Origin of the sequence: Polynucleobacter sp. MWH-Berg-3C6, assembly GCF_018881855.1 — a bacterium.
GTDB lineage: Bacteria > Pseudomonadota > Gammaproteobacteria > Burkholderiales > Burkholderiaceae > Polynucleobacter.
The window spans coordinates 1-20,212 of the sequence record NZ_JACVPN010000006.1 but is presented as its reverse complement, the minus strand read 5'-3'; the positions used below and the strand labels follow the sequence as shown (position 1 = coordinate 20,212).

Below are 20,212 nucleotides of genomic sequence, written 5' to 3'. Positions count from 1 at the left end.
CAATAGACTCTCCGAAGAGAGTCTGTTGGTAAAAGCCTTCTTTTAGATCTTGCCTACGAGGTCTAAAGATGGAGTCAATGTAGCTGCGCCTTCTTTCCACTTCGCTGGGCAAACTTCACCTGGGTGAGCGGCGGTGTACTGAGCAGCCTTAAGCTTGCGCAAAGTTTCGCTAACGTCACGGGCGATTTCATTTGAATGAATTTCTGCAGTCTTGATGATGCCTTCTGGGTTGATGATGAAGGTGCCGCGCAATGCCAAGCCTGCTTCAGGAATGTGCACGCCAAATGCGTTTGTCAAAGTATGTGTTGGATCTCCAACCAATGGGAACTTTGCTTTACCTACAGCTGGTGAAGTCTCGTGCCAAACTTTGTGTGAGAAATGAGTATCGGTTGTCACGATATACACTTCAGCACCCATCTTTTGGAATTCAGCATAGTTCTCAGCTGCATCTTCAATTTCAGTAGGGCAGTTAAAAGTAAATGCTGCTGGCATGAATATCAATACAGACCATTTGCCTTTGAGGGTTTCGTCAGTAACGGTTACAAACTTACCGTTATGGAAAGCTTCAGTTTTGAACGGTTGTACTGCGGTATTAATAATGGACATGATGTTCCTTTCAGGGGTTGAATAAATTAACAACTGGATGAATTATGGGCCTATTGCAAATATCATTCAAATGAATTAATATGATGTTATTAATCGATTTAATAGATAACAAGAAGGGCTCACTATGGCTGCATTACCCACCATAAAGCAATTACGCTATTTAATCGCACTTAGTGAGACATTAAGTTTCACTAAGGCCGCAGAAATCTGCTTTGTAGGCCAATCTACCCTCAGCGCGGGCTTAAAAGAGCTCGAAGACACCCTGGGGGTTCAATTGGTCGAGAGGGATAAACACTCCGTTTCCGTAACCCCGATTGGGCGTGGGGTGGTCGAGCGTGCGCAGCGCTTGATTGTGCAGGCAGATGATTTGGTAGATTTTGTAGAAGGTTCAGCTGGATCGATGGTCGGCGTTGTGAAGTTGGGTGTGATTCCAACCATTGCGCCATTTCTATTGCCAACGCTATTGCCCAAAATGCGCGAGCAGTTTCCGAAACTCAAAGTAGTGCTACGAGAAGACTTATCGGCCAATCTCATTGATAAGTTAAATCGTCATGAATTGGATTTTGCTCTCATTGCATTGCCTTACGACACGGATGGCTTTCTCACGAAAGAATTATTTGATGATGAGTTCTGGGTGGTTGGAAGTAAAGATGATCCTGCACTAAAAAACAAAGAAGTACAGCTTAATAGTAAGTTAACAGACCGTATTTTGTTACTAGAAGAAGGTAACTGCTTGCGTGACCATACGATTAAGGCATGCAAGAGAAGCTCAGCTGCCAATCATTATGGTATTGAGGCAACTAGCCTACTCACTCTCGTGCAGATGGTGGAGTCTGATTTAGGGATTGCACTCTTACCAGAGATGGCTGTGAAGTCTGGTTTGCTGAATCAAACAAAGTTAATTGCAAAACCCTTGGCTGCCCCAGCCCCCAAGAGAAGAATCGCCCTAGTAGCTAGACCATCAACTGCCAGGATTGAGGAATTTAATGCCTTAGTGAAAGTGATCAAAAGTTCGTAATGCTATTGTGCATTGATGGCAAATTCATGGATTGCAATGCTTGCATTTTGAAGGATCTGCAAAGCGCAGCACTTTCATTCCTTCTGTATCTTGATGGTCGCACTTGATGCACCCCCAAATTTTAGCGATCTCCTGATCAGTAGGAAGTCCGCAGGCATTGCAGGGCAATCCACGTTGAATATCTTTCACCCAAAATCCAGGTATTTGGCATTTGGGGCATAAGGACTTCATCTTCTTAGTTAGATCAATGGTGGCCTTGCGAATGTTTTTCATTCTGGTCGGATTTGCAAAAGCACGAAGATCATTCTCAGCATAGACAATGCCCTTTGATGACAATGTTTTTGCCCATTCAAATGCATCCTTCAATGCGGTCAAATCTTTAATGCCTTTTCTAGACTGCGGATGGTATTCATCCGTAGGCTTGATCACTAAATAATGTGATGGAAAAAGAGCTGAATCAGCAAACTTCGATAACTCTTCCCAGTGACTAAAGTAGCCGCTATCACTTTGAGCGGGTACCCCAGAAAAGCCTGTGAGCTCCAGGTCATTCTTCTGATCAATGAGAACCACTAATTCATTATTCCAAGAAATGATCCCTGCGTAGGGGTCATTTACAAAAGCACCTTCATTCGCCATACCTAGATCAAGCTGGAGTAGCTCCATACCAATCTTGGCTTTTTTACGAGCCGCATCTAGCTGCGATCCATATCTAGGCGTTTCTTGTGTGAAGGTGCCTAATAAATCCGTGTCATAAGCATCGGTTTGCTGTACATGGCAACCAAGCTCAGCATCTAATACAGAAGAAATAGCTTGTTCTTTGCCATGCTTGGTTAATAAGCTAGCCGATCTATTGCGAAAGATGCTCATCAAGCGCTTGCTTTATAAAAATAGTTTGGCAATTATGGTGTACAGCGGAATGCCAAGAATGATATTGAATGGGAAGGTGATTCCCAGAGACATTCCCATATAGAGTGCTGGATTAACCTCTGGCAAGGCATGACGCAACACTGCAGGAACTGCAATATAGGATGCGCTTGAAGCAAGCACCATGAGCAAAATCGTATTGCCTAGTGGCAGCCCAATCAATTTGCACAGCACTAACGCCAGTAAAGCATGTGAGAGCGGTGAGCCAATGGCGTATAGGAGGGTGATAGGCGGCTTGCCTCTTAAGCCTTTAATGTTTCTCGCTGCCATGAGGCCCATATCCAGCAGGAAGAATGCCAACATACCTTTAAATAAATCAATCGAAAATGGTGCCATCAATTTTTGACCGGCATCACCACTGACTAGGGCAACAACCATAGAACCCAGGAGAAGGAGCTGAGCGCCATCAGTAAAAGACTCATGCAATATTTTGGAGATGCTGGTTGCCTCTTGCTTAACCGTTGGATCATTTGACTGCGAAGCTCGTGCTTTGTTGGCCAAAATAATGGCCAGAATGATGGCGGGTGATTCCATTAGTGCCATCGCTGCAGCCATATGCCCACCATATTCAATGCTGAATTGATCTAGATACTGGGTGGCAGTAATAAAGGTAACGGCACTAACTGATCCATAGGTGGCGGCAATCGCTGCGGCATCAAATACATTTAAAGATCTTCTGAGTAAAAGATATCCAATGATTGGAATGATGATGGCTAGAAAAATGGCTAGACCTAATGAGAAGGCAATCTCACTAGTAAAACCTGACTTATGAAGTGCAAAGCCACCTTTTAAACCCAAGGCCATTAATAAGTAAAGCGATAAGAATCTAGAGATTTGCGGAGGTATCTCAAGATTGGATTTAACACCTCCAGCAAATACGCCAAAGATGAAAAATAAGATGGCAGGGTCAAGAAAGTTAGTCATGGGTTTGCTTTAGACGGTTATCTCACGCTATTGCTTAATAATGGCCTGTACAAGTGGATGCTGGATTTTCTTCTCAGATCGGATTGCATAGAAGTATTCATAAATCTCCTCACAGTTACCCAGAAGCTCCATGCCATAGGTCTCTTTGAGATCCTTCTCAACGAGTTTGCCTGCAGGGAAAACTCCGAGGCCGCTAGCTGCAAAGGTTTTGAGGAGGGCGCTATCTTCAAACTCGCCAACAATATTGGGAGTGATGCCGTGCTTGCTAAACCATTGGTCGATTAAAAGGCGCACTGTAGAGTGTGATGTTGGTAGCAGTACAGGCAGTTCTCTGAGGCATTCAGGAAAACTTTTCTTTGCCTTTTTCAGAAATTGCTTTGGGCTAAACCAAGCAATTGAAGTTCTAGTGAGCTCTTCACTGTACACATTTAGGTTTTTATTATTCGGCGCAGGGCGATCTGCCAAGACAATGTCCAAACGATGCAATGCTAAATCTGCTAACAAACTATCAAAATCCCCTTCATGGGCAATGAGCTGCACATCCTTATGTTTTAGGATGGGTTCTAATAGTTGTCGGGTAATGAGTTTTGGTAGACCGTCTGAAACCCCAATAACAATTTTTGTTTTTGGCGATATGGCTGCATCTCGCACTGCCTCTGGTAGTTTTTCCCCGATAGAAAAAATTTGATCAGCAATTTCTAGAGCAGCAAAGCCAGATTCTGTGAGAGCAATTCCCCTTCCAGCCGGCTTAAAGAGTAGATAGCCAAGCGATTTTTCTAGCTCATGCACTTGAGCGCTAATCGTTTGGATGGCCATAACTAGGCGCTCTGCCGCTTTGGACATGCTGCCTTCTTTGGCTACTACCCAGAAGTAGTAGAGGTGCCGGTAGTTATAGGAATTCGTCATAGTCAGGTTTTTCCGAAATTATTATCAATATATATCTGCTTTTAGCTTAGTGCAAATACCCCTAAATTAACCCCATCGAGAGCCATGGCATTCATGAGCTCCTTTTATGAAATGAGGTTAGTAAATTGGAACTATTTAGCCCTGAATTTTTTTCGGCACTACTTGCAATCGTTGTGATTGACTTGGTTTTGGCAGGTGATAACGCAATTGTGATTGCGATGGCCGCCAGAAATCTGCCGGCACACCTTCAGAAGAAGGCAATTATCTGGGGTGCTGTAGGTGCTATTGCAGTAAGAAGCGCAATGACGCTGGTAGTTGTATACCTACTAAAGATCCCGGGATTGATGTTGATTGGCGGTCTATTGCTGGTGTGGATTGCTTACAAGCTATTGAATCCCGCTCAAGATGGTGATGGTGAGCATGATCATGCATCAACTAGTTTTTGGGGTGCTATGAAGACTATCGTGATTGCTGATGCAGTGATGGGTTTAGATAACGTCTTGGCTGTAGCAGGCGCCTCCCATGGAAGTTATATCTTGGTTGTATTGGGTCTATTAATTAGCATTCCGATTGTGATTTGGGGTTCTACTCAAATTCTCAAGTTGGTAGAGCGTTATCCATCCGTCACTTATATCGGTGCTGGTGTATTGGCTTGGACGGCCGCAAAGATGATGACTGCCGAGCCAATGGTGCGCGAATTACCGTTGTTCCAAAACCCAGCATTTGACTATGCAATACAGGCACTAGTCATTCTAGGTGTGTTGTTTGGCGGATTTATTAATAGTCGACGTTCACTTGAAGAGATTATTGCGCCAGCTGAAGTTGTTCCTGTTGTCCCTGAAGCGCTGTTCAACAAGCAGCCCCAAAAGCAGTCTCATATCTTAGGAGATGAAGTAATGAATAAAGTTCTCATTCCAGTTGATGATTCAAGCAATACCCTGTTGGCCCTGAAGCACGCAGTGAGCGCGTATGGCAAAGATGCCAATACTCAGTTTCACATTTGCAATGTACAGCCCAGAATTTACCGCCACATCGGTAAGTTTTTGAGTAAACAAACGATTTCTGAGTGGCAAGAAGAGCGTGCAAAAATTGCTGCACAGTCTTCCGCGGAATACCTTGAAAGAGCTGGAGTAGGTTTTTCATTTACTTACGTTACCGGTGATAAGGGTGAGGCTTTGCGCGACGAGGCAGTACGACTAGGCTGCAGTCGCATTGTGATCGGTTCATCCAAGAAAAATTCACTGAGCAGATTGTTTGAAAATTCTGCTACGGCCAAATTATTAGAAATCAGTGACATTCCAGTTGAGGTAGTCACTGGCAAATCTATTCCTACGCTTGAGCGTTGGGGTATTCCAGCAATAGGCGCTGGCGCTGCAACCGCACTCATGGCTGCCGTTATCGATTAATTTGATTTTTTCCTGCTGTTCTCTCTTTTGCCCTCCTCGTGAGGGCGTTTTTTTTACCTATATATTCAGAAAAAACTGAATTTATATCAATAAAATTCTGCTTTATTCAGAATGAAGCCTTCTTTATATTGAGATCTTAATTAGCTTAGGAGATCAACTATGGATGTCATATTGGATAACAAAGAAAGCCTTGAAACAGAATTCAAAACCTTTACTGAGAATCGCGTGAAGTTTTCACTCAAGCGTCTTGTTTGGCTGGTTCGTAAAATTAAAGTGAAATTCTCTTTGGTGAGTAATGCAAAAAACAGTTGTAATCAACATTGCCGCATCGAGCTTCAAACCTTTGATCATCGCTTGATTGAGGTCAGTATTACCGCAAGAGATCGTCGTGCTGCGCTGGAGATGGGTTTGAAAAAAGTCTATAAGCACGTTCAGAAGGCATTTAATAAGAGCCAAAAATATGGGCGATTATCTAAATATGTCTACGCGTGATAAATCATCCTAATTTTTAATAGAACTGTGATCTAATCAGATTAATAAACGGGGAGTAGCCTGCCCAGCAATGGGTCCTGTATATCGACATTACGACCGCAAGGTCCGGTATATGGGTAATACACTAAGGCAAGACCATTTAACTTTTATAAATGGCCATATTTTGAACTTATTACCCCAATTAATAGCCCCTCGCACTCTTTATCGTCTCTGTGCCCTAAATTGGGGGTGTTTCCTTGTGCCTCTAGCGCAGGGGTCGGATAATGCATCTTTACACTCATCAGAAGTTAATCGCATGTGCTTGTACCGTTGGTTACTTTTTATATTCGCTAGTACTTTATTGCTTACTAGTGTCTCTGCGCAGACTAAAAAGTCATATACGATCAACGACTTGATTTCAATATCGCTGGAGTCTAGCCCTCAAGTCTTGGCGGCGCGTGATCAGTCAAAAGCCATTAAAGGTCAGCTATCGATTGCCCGGGCGATTCCTAATCCAGATTTTGAGGTGAGCACAGGGCAGCAGCGTTCTGCAACCGGTCCATTAACAGTGGGCAATGTATCTTCTTGGGCTGTGACTCAGCCGTTGGATATGCCCTACACCCGCTATCCCAGAGTAAATGCAGCCGAGGCTAATTTACGAGCTGCTGAGGCGACTCGGGTTGCTTTTGAGATTGAAACCATTTCAAGAGTGCAGCAACGTTTCTACGAATTAATGCGTCGTGAAGCAGAGTCTAAGGCGGCAGAAGAGGATATGAGTTTAACCAAGCAGATTCGTGATCGTATGCAGATCCGTTATGACGTTGGTGAAACTGCCAGGTTTGAATTAATTCGAGTGCAAACAGAATTTCTGAATGCCCAAATCGCAAATGAGTCTAGCAAGTTACGTGTAGAGCAAGCGCGCAGTCAACTTCGACAGGTGGTAGGCCATAATCTGCCAGCTGATTATGTAGTGCTAGCTGAGCAGCCCAAGATCGAAACCTTGCCTTCCTTAGCTATTTTATTGAATGAAGTGCAAGCACAAAGTCCTGAATTGCAAAAAGCAAAGGCTGAGGTTGAAGCAACCGAATCTAAACTCAGTTTTGAAAAGAATTCTCGCTTACCCCGCTTGGCGTTTAAGGCTTCTCAATATAACGACCCCAACTTTACTGATCGACTCTATGGTTTGCAAATTAGCATTCCTATCTGGGACTTTAAAGGCGGTCAAGTTGATGAGGCACAGGCAAATGCATCTAAAGCTAAAAACCAATTAAATGCCCAGATTCAAAGTCTTGATCAGCAATTAGAGACGGCTTATAAGCTTTATCAAATGACCAGTTATCAGGTCAAGGTATTGAGTCAAGAGGTGGTGCAGCTAGCAGCGAGCGCGCAACGCATTGCAGAAGTCTCCTATCGATATGGAGAGCGAGGAATGCTGGAGTACTTGGATGCTCAGAGGACATTTCGTGCAGCCAGAAATGATTTGATTAAAGCCCGTTTTGATTTGGCATCCGTAGTAACAGAAATTCAGAGATTAAGAGCGAGCCCAGAGTGGTTGGCGAAGATAGAAAGTGGAATGCAATGAAGCAAGAGTTATCAGTAATGATGAAGAAGCTAAGAGTCTGGAAGAGATTTCTGCTTGGAAAGATCAAATTCCATCAGAAACAATTCTTTGGACAGATCCTGCAGACGCAAAATCAGCTGTATCAGCATGCACATCAATGGATTTCGGAGCATGCGCCAGCAATTGCTGGGCGTTACGATAAAACTGCACCATGGTTTAAAAAGGGCATGTTTTATTTGCCTTGGTTTTGTGCATTCATCATCATTCTCAATTATTTCAACGTATTTGATAGAAGTCCGCGCATTAAATCTGTGCAAGATCCTAACGTAGTGGTTGTCAACGAAGACTTGCGCAAAATGATGGCAGATGGAAAGGCTCAGATTTCTCCATTTGTAGAGGAGTTACGCGCTTCTGGACGAATTGATTTTAATGAGCTCTTCTTATCTCGGATTGGTGCTAACGTGACTGGCCGAGTCTCTGATATTTTGGCGGTGCCCGGTCAAGTGGTGAAGCAGGGTGATGTGCTGGCAAAAATTACCTCTACTGAGTTAACCCAATCGCAGCTTTCCTATTTAAAAGCAAAGAGTGCTAGTCAATTGGCTGATCAAGCAGCTAACCGCGCCAAAATTTTGTACAAAGAGGATGTCATCGCGCTTGCAGAATTGCAAAGACGTGAAGCCGAATCAAATAGCGCAAAGGCAGAGTTTCGTGCAGCTAATGATCAGTTGCGTGTGCAGGGCATGGATCAGGCGAGCATCGATAAGCTAGCGAAGTCAGGCGTCATTGAGTCGATTAATAACGTGGTTGCTACTATCCCTGGCGAAATTGTCGAGCGCAAGATTAATAAAGGGCAGGTCGTGCAACCTGCTGATGCGCTATTTACTGTGGCAGATTTAAGTACCTTATGGGCAATCTCCGAAGTTCCAGAGAGTAACTCGTATTTAATTCGTAAAGGTCAAAAGGCATCGCTCATTATTCCGGCATTGCGCAATCAAGAGATTGAAGGGACCGTTGCTCATGTGGATTCCATTGTGAACCCGCAAACACGCACAGTGGTAGTGCGGATGGAGCTGGCGAATAAAGAAGGGCAAATTAAGCCCGGCATGTTGGCAACGATGCTAATTGAGAGTCAGCCAATGGATAAGTTGGTTGTACCGGTAGGCGCTGTCGTTCGCGAAGATAATCATGATCACGTTTTTGTGAGATTGGATGATGACCTCTATCGCATGGTGCCGGTCAAACTCGGCCCAGAAGGTAAAGGGTATCGCCCTGTGGTTTCTGGTCTAAAAGAGGGTCAAGAAATTGCCATCGAAGGTGCCTATCATCTAAATACAGAGCGTAAGCGTCAGCTGAGTGGTGGATAAGTAAATGATCGGAAGAATAGTCCGCCTCTCTCTTCAGCAGCGCTTGCTGGTAGTCATTATTGCCATTGTGTTGATGGTGGCAGGACTGTTGGCTACCAAACGTTTATCAGTAGATGCATTTCCGGATGTCACGAACGTCCAAGTACAAGTTGCTGCCGAGGCTCCTGGTAAATCACCGGAAGAGGTAGAGCGCTTTGTCACTATTCCGATTGAATTGGGAATGACTGGTTTGCCTGGTCTAACAGAAATGCGCTCATTAAACCGCAATGGTATTTCTGTAATTACTTTGGTATTTACTGAGAAGACGGATATTTATTTTGCGCGCCAACTCGTTACTGAGAGATTAATTGAGGTTGCCTCTAAGATGCCGACAGGCATTACTCCGGTATTGGCGCCTCCATCAACTGGTTTGGGCGAGATCTATCAATACACACTTGACCACCCCTCAGATCGACACAGAGAGCTTTCTGTCGATGACTTATCAGATAGGCGTGCCGTACAGGATTGGATTGTGCGCCCTATGTTGCGATCCATCCCGGGCGTTGCAGAGATTAATACTCAAGGTGGCTACGCAAGGGAGTATCAAGTATTGGTGAATCCTGAGCGCTTGCGCCATTACCAAATTAGTCTGCATGAAGTCTATCAAGCGCTTGCAAGAAACAATGCCAACTCTGGCGGTGGTCAGCTGCCTAGTTATGCTGAACGCTATCTCATCCGTGGTTTGGGCTTAATTACGAAGCCCGAAGACATTGGCAAAATTATTCTCAAAGAAGTCAAGGGTATCCCGGTGTACGTGAAGAACGTCGCTGAGGTTACTATCGGCAGCGAAATCCGCCAGGGCGCTGCGATTAAGAATGGCTATACCGAGAGTGTTGCCGGCATCGTACAAATGATTCGGGGCGGCAATGCTCGAGAAGTAGTTAACCGCATTAAGCTCAAAGTTGCAGAGATTAATGAAGGTAAGTTGCTGCCAGATGGTTTGCAAATCGTACCTTTCTACGATCGAACCGATTTGGTTAATGCAGCTATGCTTAACGTGGCTAAGGTACTGGTGGAAGGCGTCATCCTCGTCATCATTTTGCTATTCTTATTTTTAGGTGATGTTCGCTCATCACTGATTGTGGTTGCTACTTTATTACTCACGCCGCTACTGACATTCTTGGTAATGAATCGTTATGGTATTTCTGCGAACCTTATGTCATTGGGTGGTCTAGCCATTGCCATTGGCATCATGGTCGACGGCTCAGTGGTTGTGGTGGAAAATACATTTGCAAAATTAGGTGAGCGCCTCAAGTCTGGGGAGTCTAAAAACAGAATTATTTTAGAAGCGGCCTCTGAAGTGGGTACGCCAGTGCTATTTGGTGTTGGCATCATTATCCTAGTCTTTATGCCGCTGCTATCTTTAGAGGGTATGGAAGGCAAGATGTTTGCGCCGATGGCAATTACGATTGCGATTGCTTTGGCTATCTCCTTGATTTTGTCATTTACTTTATCGCCAGTGCTTTGCTCATATATCTTGAAGGGCGGCAGCGAAGATGATACAAGGATTGTTAAAAAGCTGCGAGCACCTTATGAGCGGTGGTTGCATTGGAGCTTAGCAAACCCGAAGTTAGTGGTAAAGCGCTCCTTAATTGCATTAGGCATTAGCTTAGTAGGCTTTGTGCTTTTAGGTAAGGCTTTTATTCCGGTGATGCAAGAGGGCTCGATTACGCCAGTGATTGTGAGGGCGCCTAATATTTCCCTCGATGAATCGATTAAGTTAGAGTTCGAAGCGATTAAACGCATCATGACGATCCCTGGTGTAGAAATGGCTGTGTCTCGCTTGGGTAAAGGCGAGTCTCCTGCTGATCCAGGGCAGCCAAATGAGTCAGATCCCATCGTTACGCTCAAGCCGCTAGGCGATAGAGATTTAAGCCAAGAAGAAATTGCGCAACAAATTCGAGAAAAGCTGAAAACACTGCCGGGTATTGAGTTGGCGATTTCTCAGCCGATTGCTGCGCGTGTGGATGAGATGGTTTCTGGAGTTCGTTCGCAGGTTGCTGTGAAGATTTTTGGCGAGGATCTGGCTGTTTTGCAAAAGCTGGGCTCACAGATTGGTCAAATCTTAACCAAGATGAAGGGTAGCAATGACTTACGCATAGAACAAGCATCTGTTCAGAACTATCTCAATATCAAAATTGATCGTGATGCTATTGCGCGTTACGGCATCAATGTTTCTGATGTCAATGAAGTGATTGAAACAGCCATTGGCGGCAAGCAAGCCAGTATTGTTTACGAGGGGGAGAGACGCTTTCCTTTAGTACTCCGTTACCCGAGCCCTTATAGAAATAATATTGATGCAATTGAAAATATTATTTTGCATTCACCCAATGGGGCTCAGGTTCTGATGCGGGATTTGGCTGAGATTTCATTGGTTGAAGGGCCCGCCCAAATTTCTCGTGAGTCTGGAAGACGTCGTTTGGTAGTCGGTGTCAACGTGGAGGGCCGTGACTTGGGTGGTTTCGTGCAAGAGGCTCAAAGTCTGATTGCTAAGAATGTTGAACTGCCACAAGGGTATACCTTGCAATGGGGTGGCCAGTTTGAAAATATGCAAAGAGCGATGGCACGCCTCATGATTATTATTCCGTTAACCATTCTGGCAATTTTCTTCTTGCTCTTTATGCTCTTTAAATCACTGCGATTGGCTAGCTTAATTATTTTAGTGCTGCCATTTGCTTCTATTGGTGGTGTCTTTGGATTATTCCTGACAGGGGAGTACCTCTCCGTTCCGGCAGCGGTAGGATTTATCAATCTCTGGGGTATAGCGGTGCTCAATGGAGTGGTATTGATTTCCTTTATTAAGCAGCTGCGTGAAGATGGTTACAGCATGGAAGATGCCTTGCTACATGGCTGTGGTCATCGCTTCCGGCCCGTCATGATGACGGCATCAGTTGCGATGTTAGCCTTGGTGCCGATGTTGTTCTCAGGCGGCCCAGGGTCTGAGGTTACTCGCCCTCTTGCTGCAGTGGTTATTGCTGGCCTGGTGACCTCAACAGCCTTAACATTATTAGTACTGCCTGTCTTATATAGATGGTTTGAAGAAAAAGAGGTGGAAGCATGATGGAAGTGAAGGCGGTGATTCGCCCAAATAAGTTGGCCGCCCTGAGAGCGGCTCTATTAGAAACACCTGGATTTCCGGGAATGACGGTTGCTAAGGTAGAGGGTTGTAGTGCACCTTCCAAAACCAGCAAGGCCAATATTAAAGATGAGTTAACGGATTACTCGGCAAAAGTTCGCCTCGAAATCGTATGTAATGATGAAGTTGCAGATGTGTTGATGGATAAGATAGTGGCAGTTTGTCAGACTGGTCAAATGGGCGATGGCGTTGTATGGTGCACTCCAGTACCGAAAGCCTTCTTCATCGCTAAATCATCCAGCTAATAGAAGTATCATTCAATAAATCATACTTGGAGTCATTCGTGTTTAAAAAAATTAATTTCTTAGTTTGGACCTTGGTATGGAGTCTATTAGGACTCTCTCAGGCACAGGCCTGTACCTCAATGGTTTTGGCGGGTACTGATGGCGGCCGTGTTTATGGCAGATCTATGGAGTTTGGAATTCCTCTGAAATCAGCCATCCTCAAAACTCCGCGTGCTTATGCATTTCAGGGAATTGGTATTGATGGCGTAGCAGGCTCAGGTAAAAATTGGGTTGCCAAGTATGCAACTGTTGGGGCTAATGCATTTGGTTTACCCCTGTATGTAGATGGAATGAACGAAGCTGGTCTCGCAGGTGGATTATTAAATGCACCCAATACTGCCCAATATCAAAATCCATCTAAGGAGCAGTCTGCTAATAGCATCGCTTCACAACAATTACTGCTGTATGTATTAACAAACTTTGCAACGGTAGATGAGGTAAAAGACGCTTTACCGAAGATGTACGTCAATAGCTCACCAATGAAGGAGTGGGGCGGTGTCGCTAAGTCCAGAATGACCTTGCATGATGCAAGTGGCAAAAGCCTAGTTGTTGAATACTTAGATGGCAAGTTGGTGATGACTAATAACGTGATCGGTACGATGACCAATGACCCACCTTTTGCATGGCACCTACAAAATATTGGTAACTACGTCAATTTGTCCGGTACGGATAAAGCGCCATTAACAGTACAAGGTCAAAAGTTTCCAGCTGCAAGCTCAGGCAATGGTATGCATGGCCTACCAGGAAGCTTCTTAAGTCCCGATCGTTTTATTCGCGCATCCATGTTTGTACTCAATACGCCTAGCGCGAGCACCGATGTTCAAGAGCGTAGAGCTTGGCACATCATGAATAACTTTGATATTCCGTTTGGGGCAATTCATCTCGATAGCTCCAGTGGTTATGGTGGTGGAGTCAATTCAAATGAATTTACTGAGTGGGTAGTAGTAGCGAATCTCAAGACAAGGACTTATAAGATCCGTTCTTTTGAGAACCCTGGAATTTTGACAGCCAATTTTTCTGATTGGGATCTCAATGGAAAATCTCTTCAGTCGGTAGCATTGCTGAAGTAAGAGAAGATCCAATGAGCAAGATAAAAAGCCACCTACGGGTGGCTTTTGTATTTATAGCTAACTCTGGTGGGGCTGGATACCCAGCCAATAGAATCCAGAAAAGTCCGCATAAATTGGCTTTTAAATGCATTCGCATGCAAATTAAGCCCATTTAAGGGCTATGCACTTTAATTAGCATGTATTAATATGTTTATAACAACCAACACCTGGAGGTATATATGGACCAAAAACGCATGATTACAGTACGCGATAAATCAAAGAATATTTATCTGATCGGTATTGCGGTATTCACAGGTATTTTCTCAACAATTGCAGTTTGTGCATGGTTTCTATCAAGTCTTAATTTCTAAGATTGCTTATACAAGAGTATTAAGCGCATTAGTACTTTGCTGAAATAGTATTGGACTTCCTTAGGCGGTGCCCTGATGCTGTATCACCTAAAGAAGAGAAGTGCGCCGGCGATTGCAATCAGTCCATAAAGAATCAAGTAAATTTTGATGTCTTTAAAAACAACTTCTTTCGGAAGTTTTTTATATTTCAAGAGGTAGAGATGATAGATAACTGGTGAAATCAGTATCACACTAAACTCAATGATGAGTTCTATTGCTTCCCCGGTCATCTATTTAATATATTTGCTTTTTGAGAAAATGATCACAGCAACGCATACGATGCCTATGGCAAAGAGTAAAAAAGATCCTGTTTTTACATAGACAATAAAGCCTAGAAATGCGAGGCCAAATGCAAATAATCCCCATTTATCTCGAGACATTGAATCTCTCCTTAAAATAATTGGTATAGATGCTTCTTGGAAGATATTAATTTAGATTACCATTATTTCACTATAGGAGGCTTAACTGATGATGACCCCTGATGAAATTGCAAGGCTTATTCCAGCAGAAAAAGCGGATTTTCGTTCGCCAATACCCACCCAGGCAATTTCAAGTGATGAGTTTTTTCCTGGGGTACAGACCCCTAAGCAAAAAGAATTCGAGAGTCGCGTCAAGGATATTGGCGCAAAACTAGCCAAGCACCAAGGGGTACCTCGCCGTCGATTTTTTCAAAGTGCTGCAGGGATGGCAGCTGCTTTTATTGCGATGAATGAAACCTTTGGCCCACTCTATAGCGTTAGTCATGCAGAGGCAGCAACACCAGAGTTGGCAAATGAAAGAGCCGCTGGATTAAAAAATCAGTTCATCATGGATATGCATACCCATTTCCTCCGTGACGATACCCGGCTTGAAGGTTTTGTGAGATCCCGAGAGGCTGTAGGCAAGGCATCATGGAATCCTGCATTAGCTGGGAAGCCGCAAACCCTCGATGATTTGAAGTTTGCAAATTACATTAAAGAGATCTTTTTAGATAGCGATACTAAAGTTGCATTGATTTCGGGTTCTGGATCTGAGGATCCTCGAGACTGGTTTTTAACAAATGAAATGAAGGCTCAGGCGCGTCAATCCGTTAACCAAGAATCCGGCACCAAAAGAATGTTTTCGCATGCCATATTTATGCCAGGTATGCCCGGTTGGTTAGAAAAGGCTGAAGCAGATTATGAAAATTTGAAGCCAGATTCTTTTAAGGGTTACACGATTGGCGACAATACGAATAAGCAACTTTCAAAGCATCCTTGGCGTCTTGATGGTGAAAAATTACTATATCCATTTTATGAGAAGTTGGTTAAATGGAGTAAGACTAAGCCCAGCCTGGCAAATGTATGTGTGCATAAGGGGCTTTATCCACCATCTGTCACACAGCAATATCCTCACTTATTGTCTTATGCAAAGGTAGATGACGTTGCTAAAGCTGCAAAAGATTGGCCTCAACTCAATTTCGTTATTTACCATTCTGCTTTTCGTTATACAGGTGGCACTTGGGATATCGGTTGGGAGCAATTTAGACAATCTGGCCGCATTGACTGGGTTACTGATTTAGCCCAGATCCCACAAAAAACTGGCGTTAAAAATGTTTACGGAGATTTGGGCCAAATTTTTGCTCAAAGTACTATTGCTGAACCAAGACTATGTGCAGCGATGTTGGGGCAACTCATTCAGGGTCTAGGGCAAGATCATGTTGTTTGGGGTACCGATGCCATTTGGACCGGCTCACCCCAGTGGCAAATTGAGGCTTTGCGCAGACTCGAGATTCCTGAGGATATGCAGAAAAAATATGGATTTCTTCCATTGGGCGCTGCAGATGGTCCAGTAAAGAGAGCAATTTTTGGTGAAAATTCTGCACGACTTTATAACTTTACGGCTGAACAACGAGCGGCTTTAGCGACCGATAAGATCGCCGTTGCAAAAACTCATTATGACCAGTTTGGCGATGGCAGAACAAACTTAAGATATGGCTATATGCAAGCTTAATTTTTTTGGACGGCGTACTCATCTAATGTGAATCTGATGTTATCCGTTTGATGAAAGAAAAAGCCACCCTCGGGTGGCTTTTATATTACTGGTGGGTCGGGCGAGATTCGAACTCGCGACCAACGGTGTTTAGGCCGTAAGTTGCCGCTGCTTAATGAGTTCTGCGGCAGGGATCCGCACTATCTTGCCATTAACTGTGGTCACGATTGCGGTATTGGTTTGGATTGCCAAGTCTATCGCTGCTTTTCTAGCACGTTTAATAGCGAAGTAGGAGCCTGATATGTCAGGATCTGGTGAATTGAGGATATCTGGAGTTGGAATAATCATTTCTAGCCTTGAGCAATCTTTTCTAATTCCGTTAAATCACCATCAAGCAGTACCCATGAGTTTACAGCTTTTTGATACTTTGGGAGATTCTCTAATCCTGCTCGATAGCGCCTACGAATGACTTCTTCAGGAATATTGTGTCCGCCCTGTGCAACTCGCTCTGCTACTCGAGAGATGGCTAATTCAGGAGAACTTAGGGCAATAAACCAGAGCTTGATTGTGTAGCCCAAGTCTTTCCACTCTTGAATGCGTTGTAGATAATGGGTGCCGGATAACGTGGTTTCAAATGCAAAACTTTCACCTGCTTTGGTGTATTCATCCAACTCATTGAGCATCAAGCGAGCCGCCTTGAATGCAACAGATTCAGGATTAAATGGTGCCAAACCAGCCGCTATAAGATCAGCATTAATAAAACGAAATGTATGAGCTTCTTGCGGTAAGAAGTTTTTGGCAAAAGTAGTTTTACCAGCCCCATTAGGTCCTGCAATGATGATAATTTTTTTATTTATTGCGGACGTCATTTGGGTCGATTTGCGGCATAACGTTGTTTGGTTTCTTCCAGTATTTGTCCGATACTCTTGTTGCCAGTAACGTAATCAGTAAGGTTTAGCTCTAACTGTTTAGTGGGAGTAATACCCTCAATCCGAGCAGAGGCCACAGCGTTAGAGGCGTCGTATTGGCGGACCTGAGATTGGGTTGAAAACTTTGTTGGCATGGATCTATTTTAGTGACTCTAGGTCTATTTTCCTAGAGAATTATGCTCAATTATCTAGTCATAAACCCCTGATATTTCAGAGGGTTATGGGTGTATTTGCTGAATTATTGATGATATCGATATTCCTGGGTCTTGCCACCATACCCATAGCTAGCAGCCCTGACATCTTGTACGTAGATATAGCTTTCTTCATGAAGATTGCCTAGGACACGTTCAAAACCCTCAAATGCTTCCTTGATGTACCGAGCCTTCTCATCTTTGGTATTGGTCTCATCGGTGATCTTGATGTCAAAGTAAAAACTATTCTTGCCTTGCTCGCTTAATAGCTTGCCACTAACAAACCAACAATCCAAATCTACATATTCAATCGCGATAGCAGTAACTTCCATTTTCTTGCCCAGAATGCGGTGTGTAAGGTCTAGCAGTAGTTCATTAATGGCCTTAGTCGTAGCGATACTCTTTTGTCCGCTGATTTTCACGTTCAAGATTGGCATGTAATTCTCCTTTGGTGATTATGTAAATAAGTTAGCTATGCAACTATTTGGGAAATAAAAAAGTCCCAATTACTTCAGGGCAGAGCTAATGCCCCGAAGTTGTCCAACAACATCTTCAAACTGGCTTGTACCTAATACTTTTTTCAGGCGCTTGGTAACAGCTCCGCTGGCGGCATTAATGGCATCTTTCATCTCAATGGCCTTCTTCGTGGGATGAATCTCTTGTTCACGGCCATCCTTCTCAGAGGCTAGGCGCTTGATTAAGCCCAATTTCTCCAAGCCATCTAAACCTCTTGTAGTAGTAGGGCGGCTGATATTCATCTCCAAAGCCAATTCACTTTGTAATAGTGGGGCTTTATCTAAAACCACTCTAAGCATGAAGGCTTGTGATGGGGTGAGGCCAAAAGGTTTAAATGCGCCAGTCCATTCCCGCTCTAGCTGGCGAGCTAGGCTGGTGGTATTGAAATAGAGGCATTGTTCAAACATGGGGGTAGTGTAATACAAATTAATTAGCTATGCAACTATATTTGGGAAAGTGACGCGAAACGCGACAGTTACAAGTCGTTTAACCCTCATAAACAAGGCTAGACAGTTATCGATTCCATAACTAAACTGGACCAATAGTTCTTCTGCCATAGGTTTTTAATGAAATACCTCGTATCCCTAGGATTGTTACTAACGGCTGGCTTAGCCAACGCAGTTAGTTATGACTGTGCTGTTACTAAAAAACTAGATTTTGAGAATGTGTATCAACCAGCTCAAATGGAAAAGTACAAGTTTTCCGCCAGAATTCATGACTCAGATAAACCCAAAGTCGATAGGTGCAGTATTAAGCCTAATGACAATAAAGTGACTTGCGATTCCTACGATATTGATAGGGTGGAGGTCGATAAGCACGTGGGATACAAGAAGTTCTACTTATTTAGAAGTCAGTACGACATTCAGCTCTTTCCTGATATGAAGTTTGTTGAGAGCAATGGTCGTGGTGGAATTGCTTTCGGAGCTTGTAAATTACTATGAATGATTTTTCAATAGACTTAGCGGCTGAGCAAATTTACGATTCCAGGACAAGGGAGTACTTTAGCGAGGTGCTTGGTTCGTTTGTAAATAAAAATTACCGATCCGCGACTGTAATGCTATGGTCTGTTTTGATTTCAGATCTGATATACAAGCTTCATTCTTTAAAAGATCTTTATCAAGATCAAATTGCTAGCTCAATCTTGGATGGAGTGTCAAAAAAACAAAGCTCTAACCATGCTAATCCGGAATGGGAAATGTATTTGGTTGAAGAGGTATACAAAAGACTTCATCTAATTGAGGTCGCTGATTATCAGTCAATTCAAAATTTACAAAAGTATCGACATCTATCAGCTCATCCAGTTTTGAGCGGAGAAAATCTACTTTTTTCTCCCAACAAAGAGACTGTTAGGGCATTGATTAGAAATACGTTAGAAGGAGTTTTGTTAAAGCCGCCAATTTTTTCAAAGAAAATTGTTAATGAGTTTGTTCAGGACATGGCTTCTAAAAAAGACCTTCTGCCTGATGAGGTCGGATTAAGAAAGTATTTGAATGCCAAATATTTTGGCCATCTTGCTCCAGCAATCGAAGAGGACTTAATAAAAGCATTGTGGAAGTTCTGCTTCAGAAGCTCAAACATAGAGGTTGACGCAAATCGAGATATTAACTTTCGTTGCTTAGGATTGTTGTATGAAAGAAGTCCTTATACTTTTCATGATGTAATTAAACGAAATGTTGATTATTTCAGCGAAATATCGGCGGGAAGTGATCAATTATTGTGCTTAGTTAATTTCTTGGGCAATGCTCCTCGCGTATTTGGTATCTTGTCAGACGCTGCTAAAACGCTAATAGAGACATTTGCTAGGGCCTCTGGAGCGTTATTCTCTAAATCAATTTTTCTGAATTCATCTTACGCGGATCATATAAGTCAGCTATGTGAGTATGACTATTTGCAGCTTAAAGAAATGACTGGCGAGGATTTTGTCAAAGTCGTCCGTGGTTGCGATAGAGACGATAAATTGCGACAAATAGTCTTTAGGCTTGGATCAAGAATTTATTATGAGAGTCCTAATTTTGATACGGCCGACTCTAACTTTTCTAAGTTTGTAAAGCCTTATATAAATAGCTTTGATTCAAAATCAATAGATTTTTTGCTAAAGGGCATCGAGGGCAATAATCAAACTTATTTAAGATATCGCTCATGTATAGATCATCCAATCATTATGGATGGTGCAATTTTTTGTGGAATGACCGATCTATCTCCATATCCAAACTTTATGAAGTCTTTGCCTGCGGATGACTAATCTTAGGGACGCTCCATAAAGAGACGCTCATAGTCCAAACGGTCCCTAAGCGCCTGCCATCCTGACCCATCTCGGTCCAATAGATCTGTATTGTTACGAGCAGTCACCAACACATTCCATTTAACCAAAAGAAAAGGGACCGCATTGCTGCGATCCCTTTTGTACGACTCGACACATAGTTAACACTTTATACCGGACACATACTTTACAGTTTTTGGCATAGGAGGGACCACTCTATGCCGTGGAATGAAAGTACGAAGATGGATGAAAAGCTCAAATTTGTGTC

General features: G+C 43.4%; 20 protein-coding genes and 1 pseudogene. 12 read left to right on the top strand and 9 right to left on the bottom strand.

The features are described from left to right. Positions 1 to 42 precede the first annotated feature (42 nt). Positions 43 to 606 carry an alkyl hydroperoxide reductase subunit C gene (gene ahpC, locus ICN13_RS09640; protein WP_216140144.1) on the bottom strand — a complete coding sequence of 188 codons (564 nt, stop codon included), beginning with the start codon at positions 604 to 606 and terminating at the stop codon, positions 43 to 45. Positions 607 to 730: 124 nt separating this feature from the next. On the opposite strand from ahpC, the gene ICN13_RS09635 reads away from it, so the two are divergent. Further along, positions 731 to 1,624: a hydrogen peroxide-inducible genes activator gene (locus ICN13_RS09635; protein WP_216140143.1), complete on the top strand. Its 894-nt coding sequence runs from the start codon at positions 731 to 733 to the stop codon at positions 1,622 to 1,624. A gap of 24 nt (positions 1,625 to 1,648) precedes the next feature. Here the strand turns inward: ICN13_RS09635 and ICN13_RS09630 are convergent, their stop codons facing one another. The 3 genes from ICN13_RS09630 to ICN13_RS09620 are packed head-to-tail and all read right to left on the bottom strand — an operon-like array spanning position 1,649 to position 4,378. Beyond that, on the bottom strand, positions 1,649 to 2,491 hold the full coding sequence (locus ICN13_RS09630) for a DUF6671 family protein (RefSeq protein WP_216140142.1): 843 nt from the start codon (positions 2,489 to 2,491) through the stop codon (positions 1,649 to 1,651). A gap of 12 nt (positions 2,492 to 2,503) precedes the next feature. Then, positions 2,504 to 3,472 carry a sodium-dependent bicarbonate transport family permease gene (locus tag ICN13_RS09625; protein ID WP_216140141.1) on the bottom strand — a complete coding sequence of 323 codons (969 nt, stop codon included), beginning with the start codon at positions 3,470 to 3,472 and terminating at the stop codon, positions 2,504 to 2,506. A gap of 27 nt (positions 3,473 to 3,499) precedes the next feature. Further along, entirely contained in the window at positions 3,500 to 4,378 is an 879-nt protein-coding gene (locus ICN13_RS09620) for a LysR family transcriptional regulator (protein WP_216140140.1), read from the bottom strand. A 125-nt stretch (positions 4,379 to 4,503) separates the two neighbouring features. Here ICN13_RS09620 and ICN13_RS10185 point away from each other — a divergent pair. The 9 genes and pseudogenes from ICN13_RS10185 to ICN13_RS09580 all read left to right on the top strand — a co-directional run. Then, positions 4,504 to 5,169 (top strand): annotated as a pseudogene (locus ICN13_RS10185) (TerC family protein); the annotation flags it as partial. Between the two features lie 105 nt (positions 5,170 to 5,274). Then, positions 5,275 to 5,784, top strand: coding sequence for a universal stress protein (locus tag ICN13_RS10180; protein ID WP_255534118.1), 510 nt, complete (start codon positions 5,275 to 5,277; stop codon positions 5,782 to 5,784). A 159-nt stretch (positions 5,785 to 5,943) separates the two neighbouring features. Further along, complete coding sequence (locus ICN13_RS09610) at positions 5,944 to 6,276, top strand: hypothetical protein (RefSeq protein WP_216140138.1); 333 nt, start codon at positions 5,944 to 5,946, stop codon at positions 6,274 to 6,276. 295 nt (positions 6,277 to 6,571) lie between these two features. Beyond that, entirely contained in the window at positions 6,572 to 7,837 is a 1,266-nt protein-coding gene (locus tag ICN13_RS09605) for a TolC family protein (protein ID WP_216140137.1), read from the top strand. Beyond that, positions 7,834 to 9,180, top strand: coding sequence for an efflux RND transporter periplasmic adaptor subunit (locus ICN13_RS09600; protein ID WP_216140136.1), 1,347 nt, complete (start codon positions 7,834 to 7,836; stop codon positions 9,178 to 9,180). The genes ICN13_RS09605 and ICN13_RS09600 overlap by 4 nt, the downstream gene beginning before the upstream one ends. 4 nt (positions 9,181 to 9,184) lie before the next feature. Then, positions 9,185 to 12,280 (top strand): efflux RND transporter permease subunit, encoded by a 3,096-nt coding sequence (locus ICN13_RS09595; protein WP_216140135.1) that lies wholly within the window; start codon positions 9,185 to 9,187, stop codon positions 12,278 to 12,280. After that, positions 12,277 to 12,600: a P-II family nitrogen regulator gene (locus ICN13_RS09590; protein WP_216140134.1), complete on the top strand. Its 324-nt coding sequence runs from the start codon at positions 12,277 to 12,279 to the stop codon at positions 12,598 to 12,600. Before ICN13_RS09595 ends, ICN13_RS09590 begins: the two co-directional genes overlap by 4 nt. A 38-nt stretch (positions 12,601 to 12,638) precedes the next feature. Further along, positions 12,639 to 13,709: a choloylglycine hydrolase family protein gene (locus ICN13_RS09585; RefSeq protein WP_216140133.1), complete on the top strand. Its 1,071-nt coding sequence runs from the start codon at positions 12,639 to 12,641 to the stop codon at positions 13,707 to 13,709. A gap of 857 nt (positions 13,710 to 14,566) precedes the next feature. Further along, positions 14,567 to 16,069, top strand: coding sequence for an amidohydrolase family protein (locus tag ICN13_RS09580; protein ID WP_216140132.1), 1,503 nt, complete (start codon positions 14,567 to 14,569; stop codon positions 16,067 to 16,069). Positions 16,070 to 16,198: 129 nt separating this feature from the next. On the opposite strand, the gene ICN13_RS09575 is transcribed toward ICN13_RS09580, so the two are convergent. The 5 genes from ICN13_RS09575 to ICN13_RS09555 form a co-directional block, all read right to left on the bottom strand. Next, complete coding sequence (locus tag ICN13_RS09575; protein WP_015420586.1) at positions 16,199 to 16,396, bottom strand: hypothetical protein; 198 nt, start codon at positions 16,394 to 16,396, stop codon at positions 16,199 to 16,201. A gap of 2 nt (positions 16,397 to 16,398) precedes the next feature. Next, positions 16,399 to 16,917, bottom strand: coding sequence for a zeta toxin family protein (locus ICN13_RS09570; protein WP_015420587.1), 519 nt, complete (start codon positions 16,915 to 16,917; stop codon positions 16,399 to 16,401). Beyond that, positions 16,914 to 17,111: an antitoxin VbhA family protein gene (locus tag ICN13_RS09565; RefSeq protein ID WP_216140131.1), complete on the bottom strand. Its 198-nt coding sequence runs from the start codon at positions 17,109 to 17,111 to the stop codon at positions 16,914 to 16,916. The genes ICN13_RS09570 and ICN13_RS09565 overlap by 4 nt, the downstream gene beginning before the upstream one ends. A 104-nt stretch (positions 17,112 to 17,215) precedes the next feature. Continuing rightward, on the bottom strand, positions 17,216 to 17,605 hold the full coding sequence (locus ICN13_RS09560; protein WP_216140130.1) for a 4-oxalocrotonate tautomerase family protein: 390 nt from the start codon (positions 17,603 to 17,605) through the stop codon (positions 17,216 to 17,218). Between the two features lie 69 nt (positions 17,606 to 17,674). Then, positions 17,675 to 18,091 (bottom strand): MarR family winged helix-turn-helix transcriptional regulator, encoded by a 417-nt coding sequence (locus tag ICN13_RS09555; RefSeq protein WP_216140129.1) that lies wholly within the window; start codon positions 18,089 to 18,091, stop codon positions 17,675 to 17,677. A gap of 159 nt (positions 18,092 to 18,250) precedes the next feature. Between ICN13_RS09555 and ICN13_RS09550 the strand changes: the two genes are divergently transcribed. Together ICN13_RS09550 and ICN13_RS09545 are read left to right on the top strand one after the other, a co-directional pair. Then, positions 18,251 to 18,625, top strand: coding sequence for a hypothetical protein (locus tag ICN13_RS09550; RefSeq protein ID WP_216140128.1), 375 nt, complete (start codon positions 18,251 to 18,253; stop codon positions 18,623 to 18,625). Next, positions 18,622 to 19,926 carry a hypothetical protein gene (locus ICN13_RS09545; RefSeq protein WP_216140127.1) on the top strand — a complete coding sequence of 435 codons (1,305 nt, stop codon included), beginning with the start codon at positions 18,622 to 18,624 and terminating at the stop codon, positions 19,924 to 19,926. Before ICN13_RS09550 ends, ICN13_RS09545 begins: the two co-directional genes overlap by 4 nt. Positions 19,927 to 20,212 lie beyond the last annotated feature (286 nt).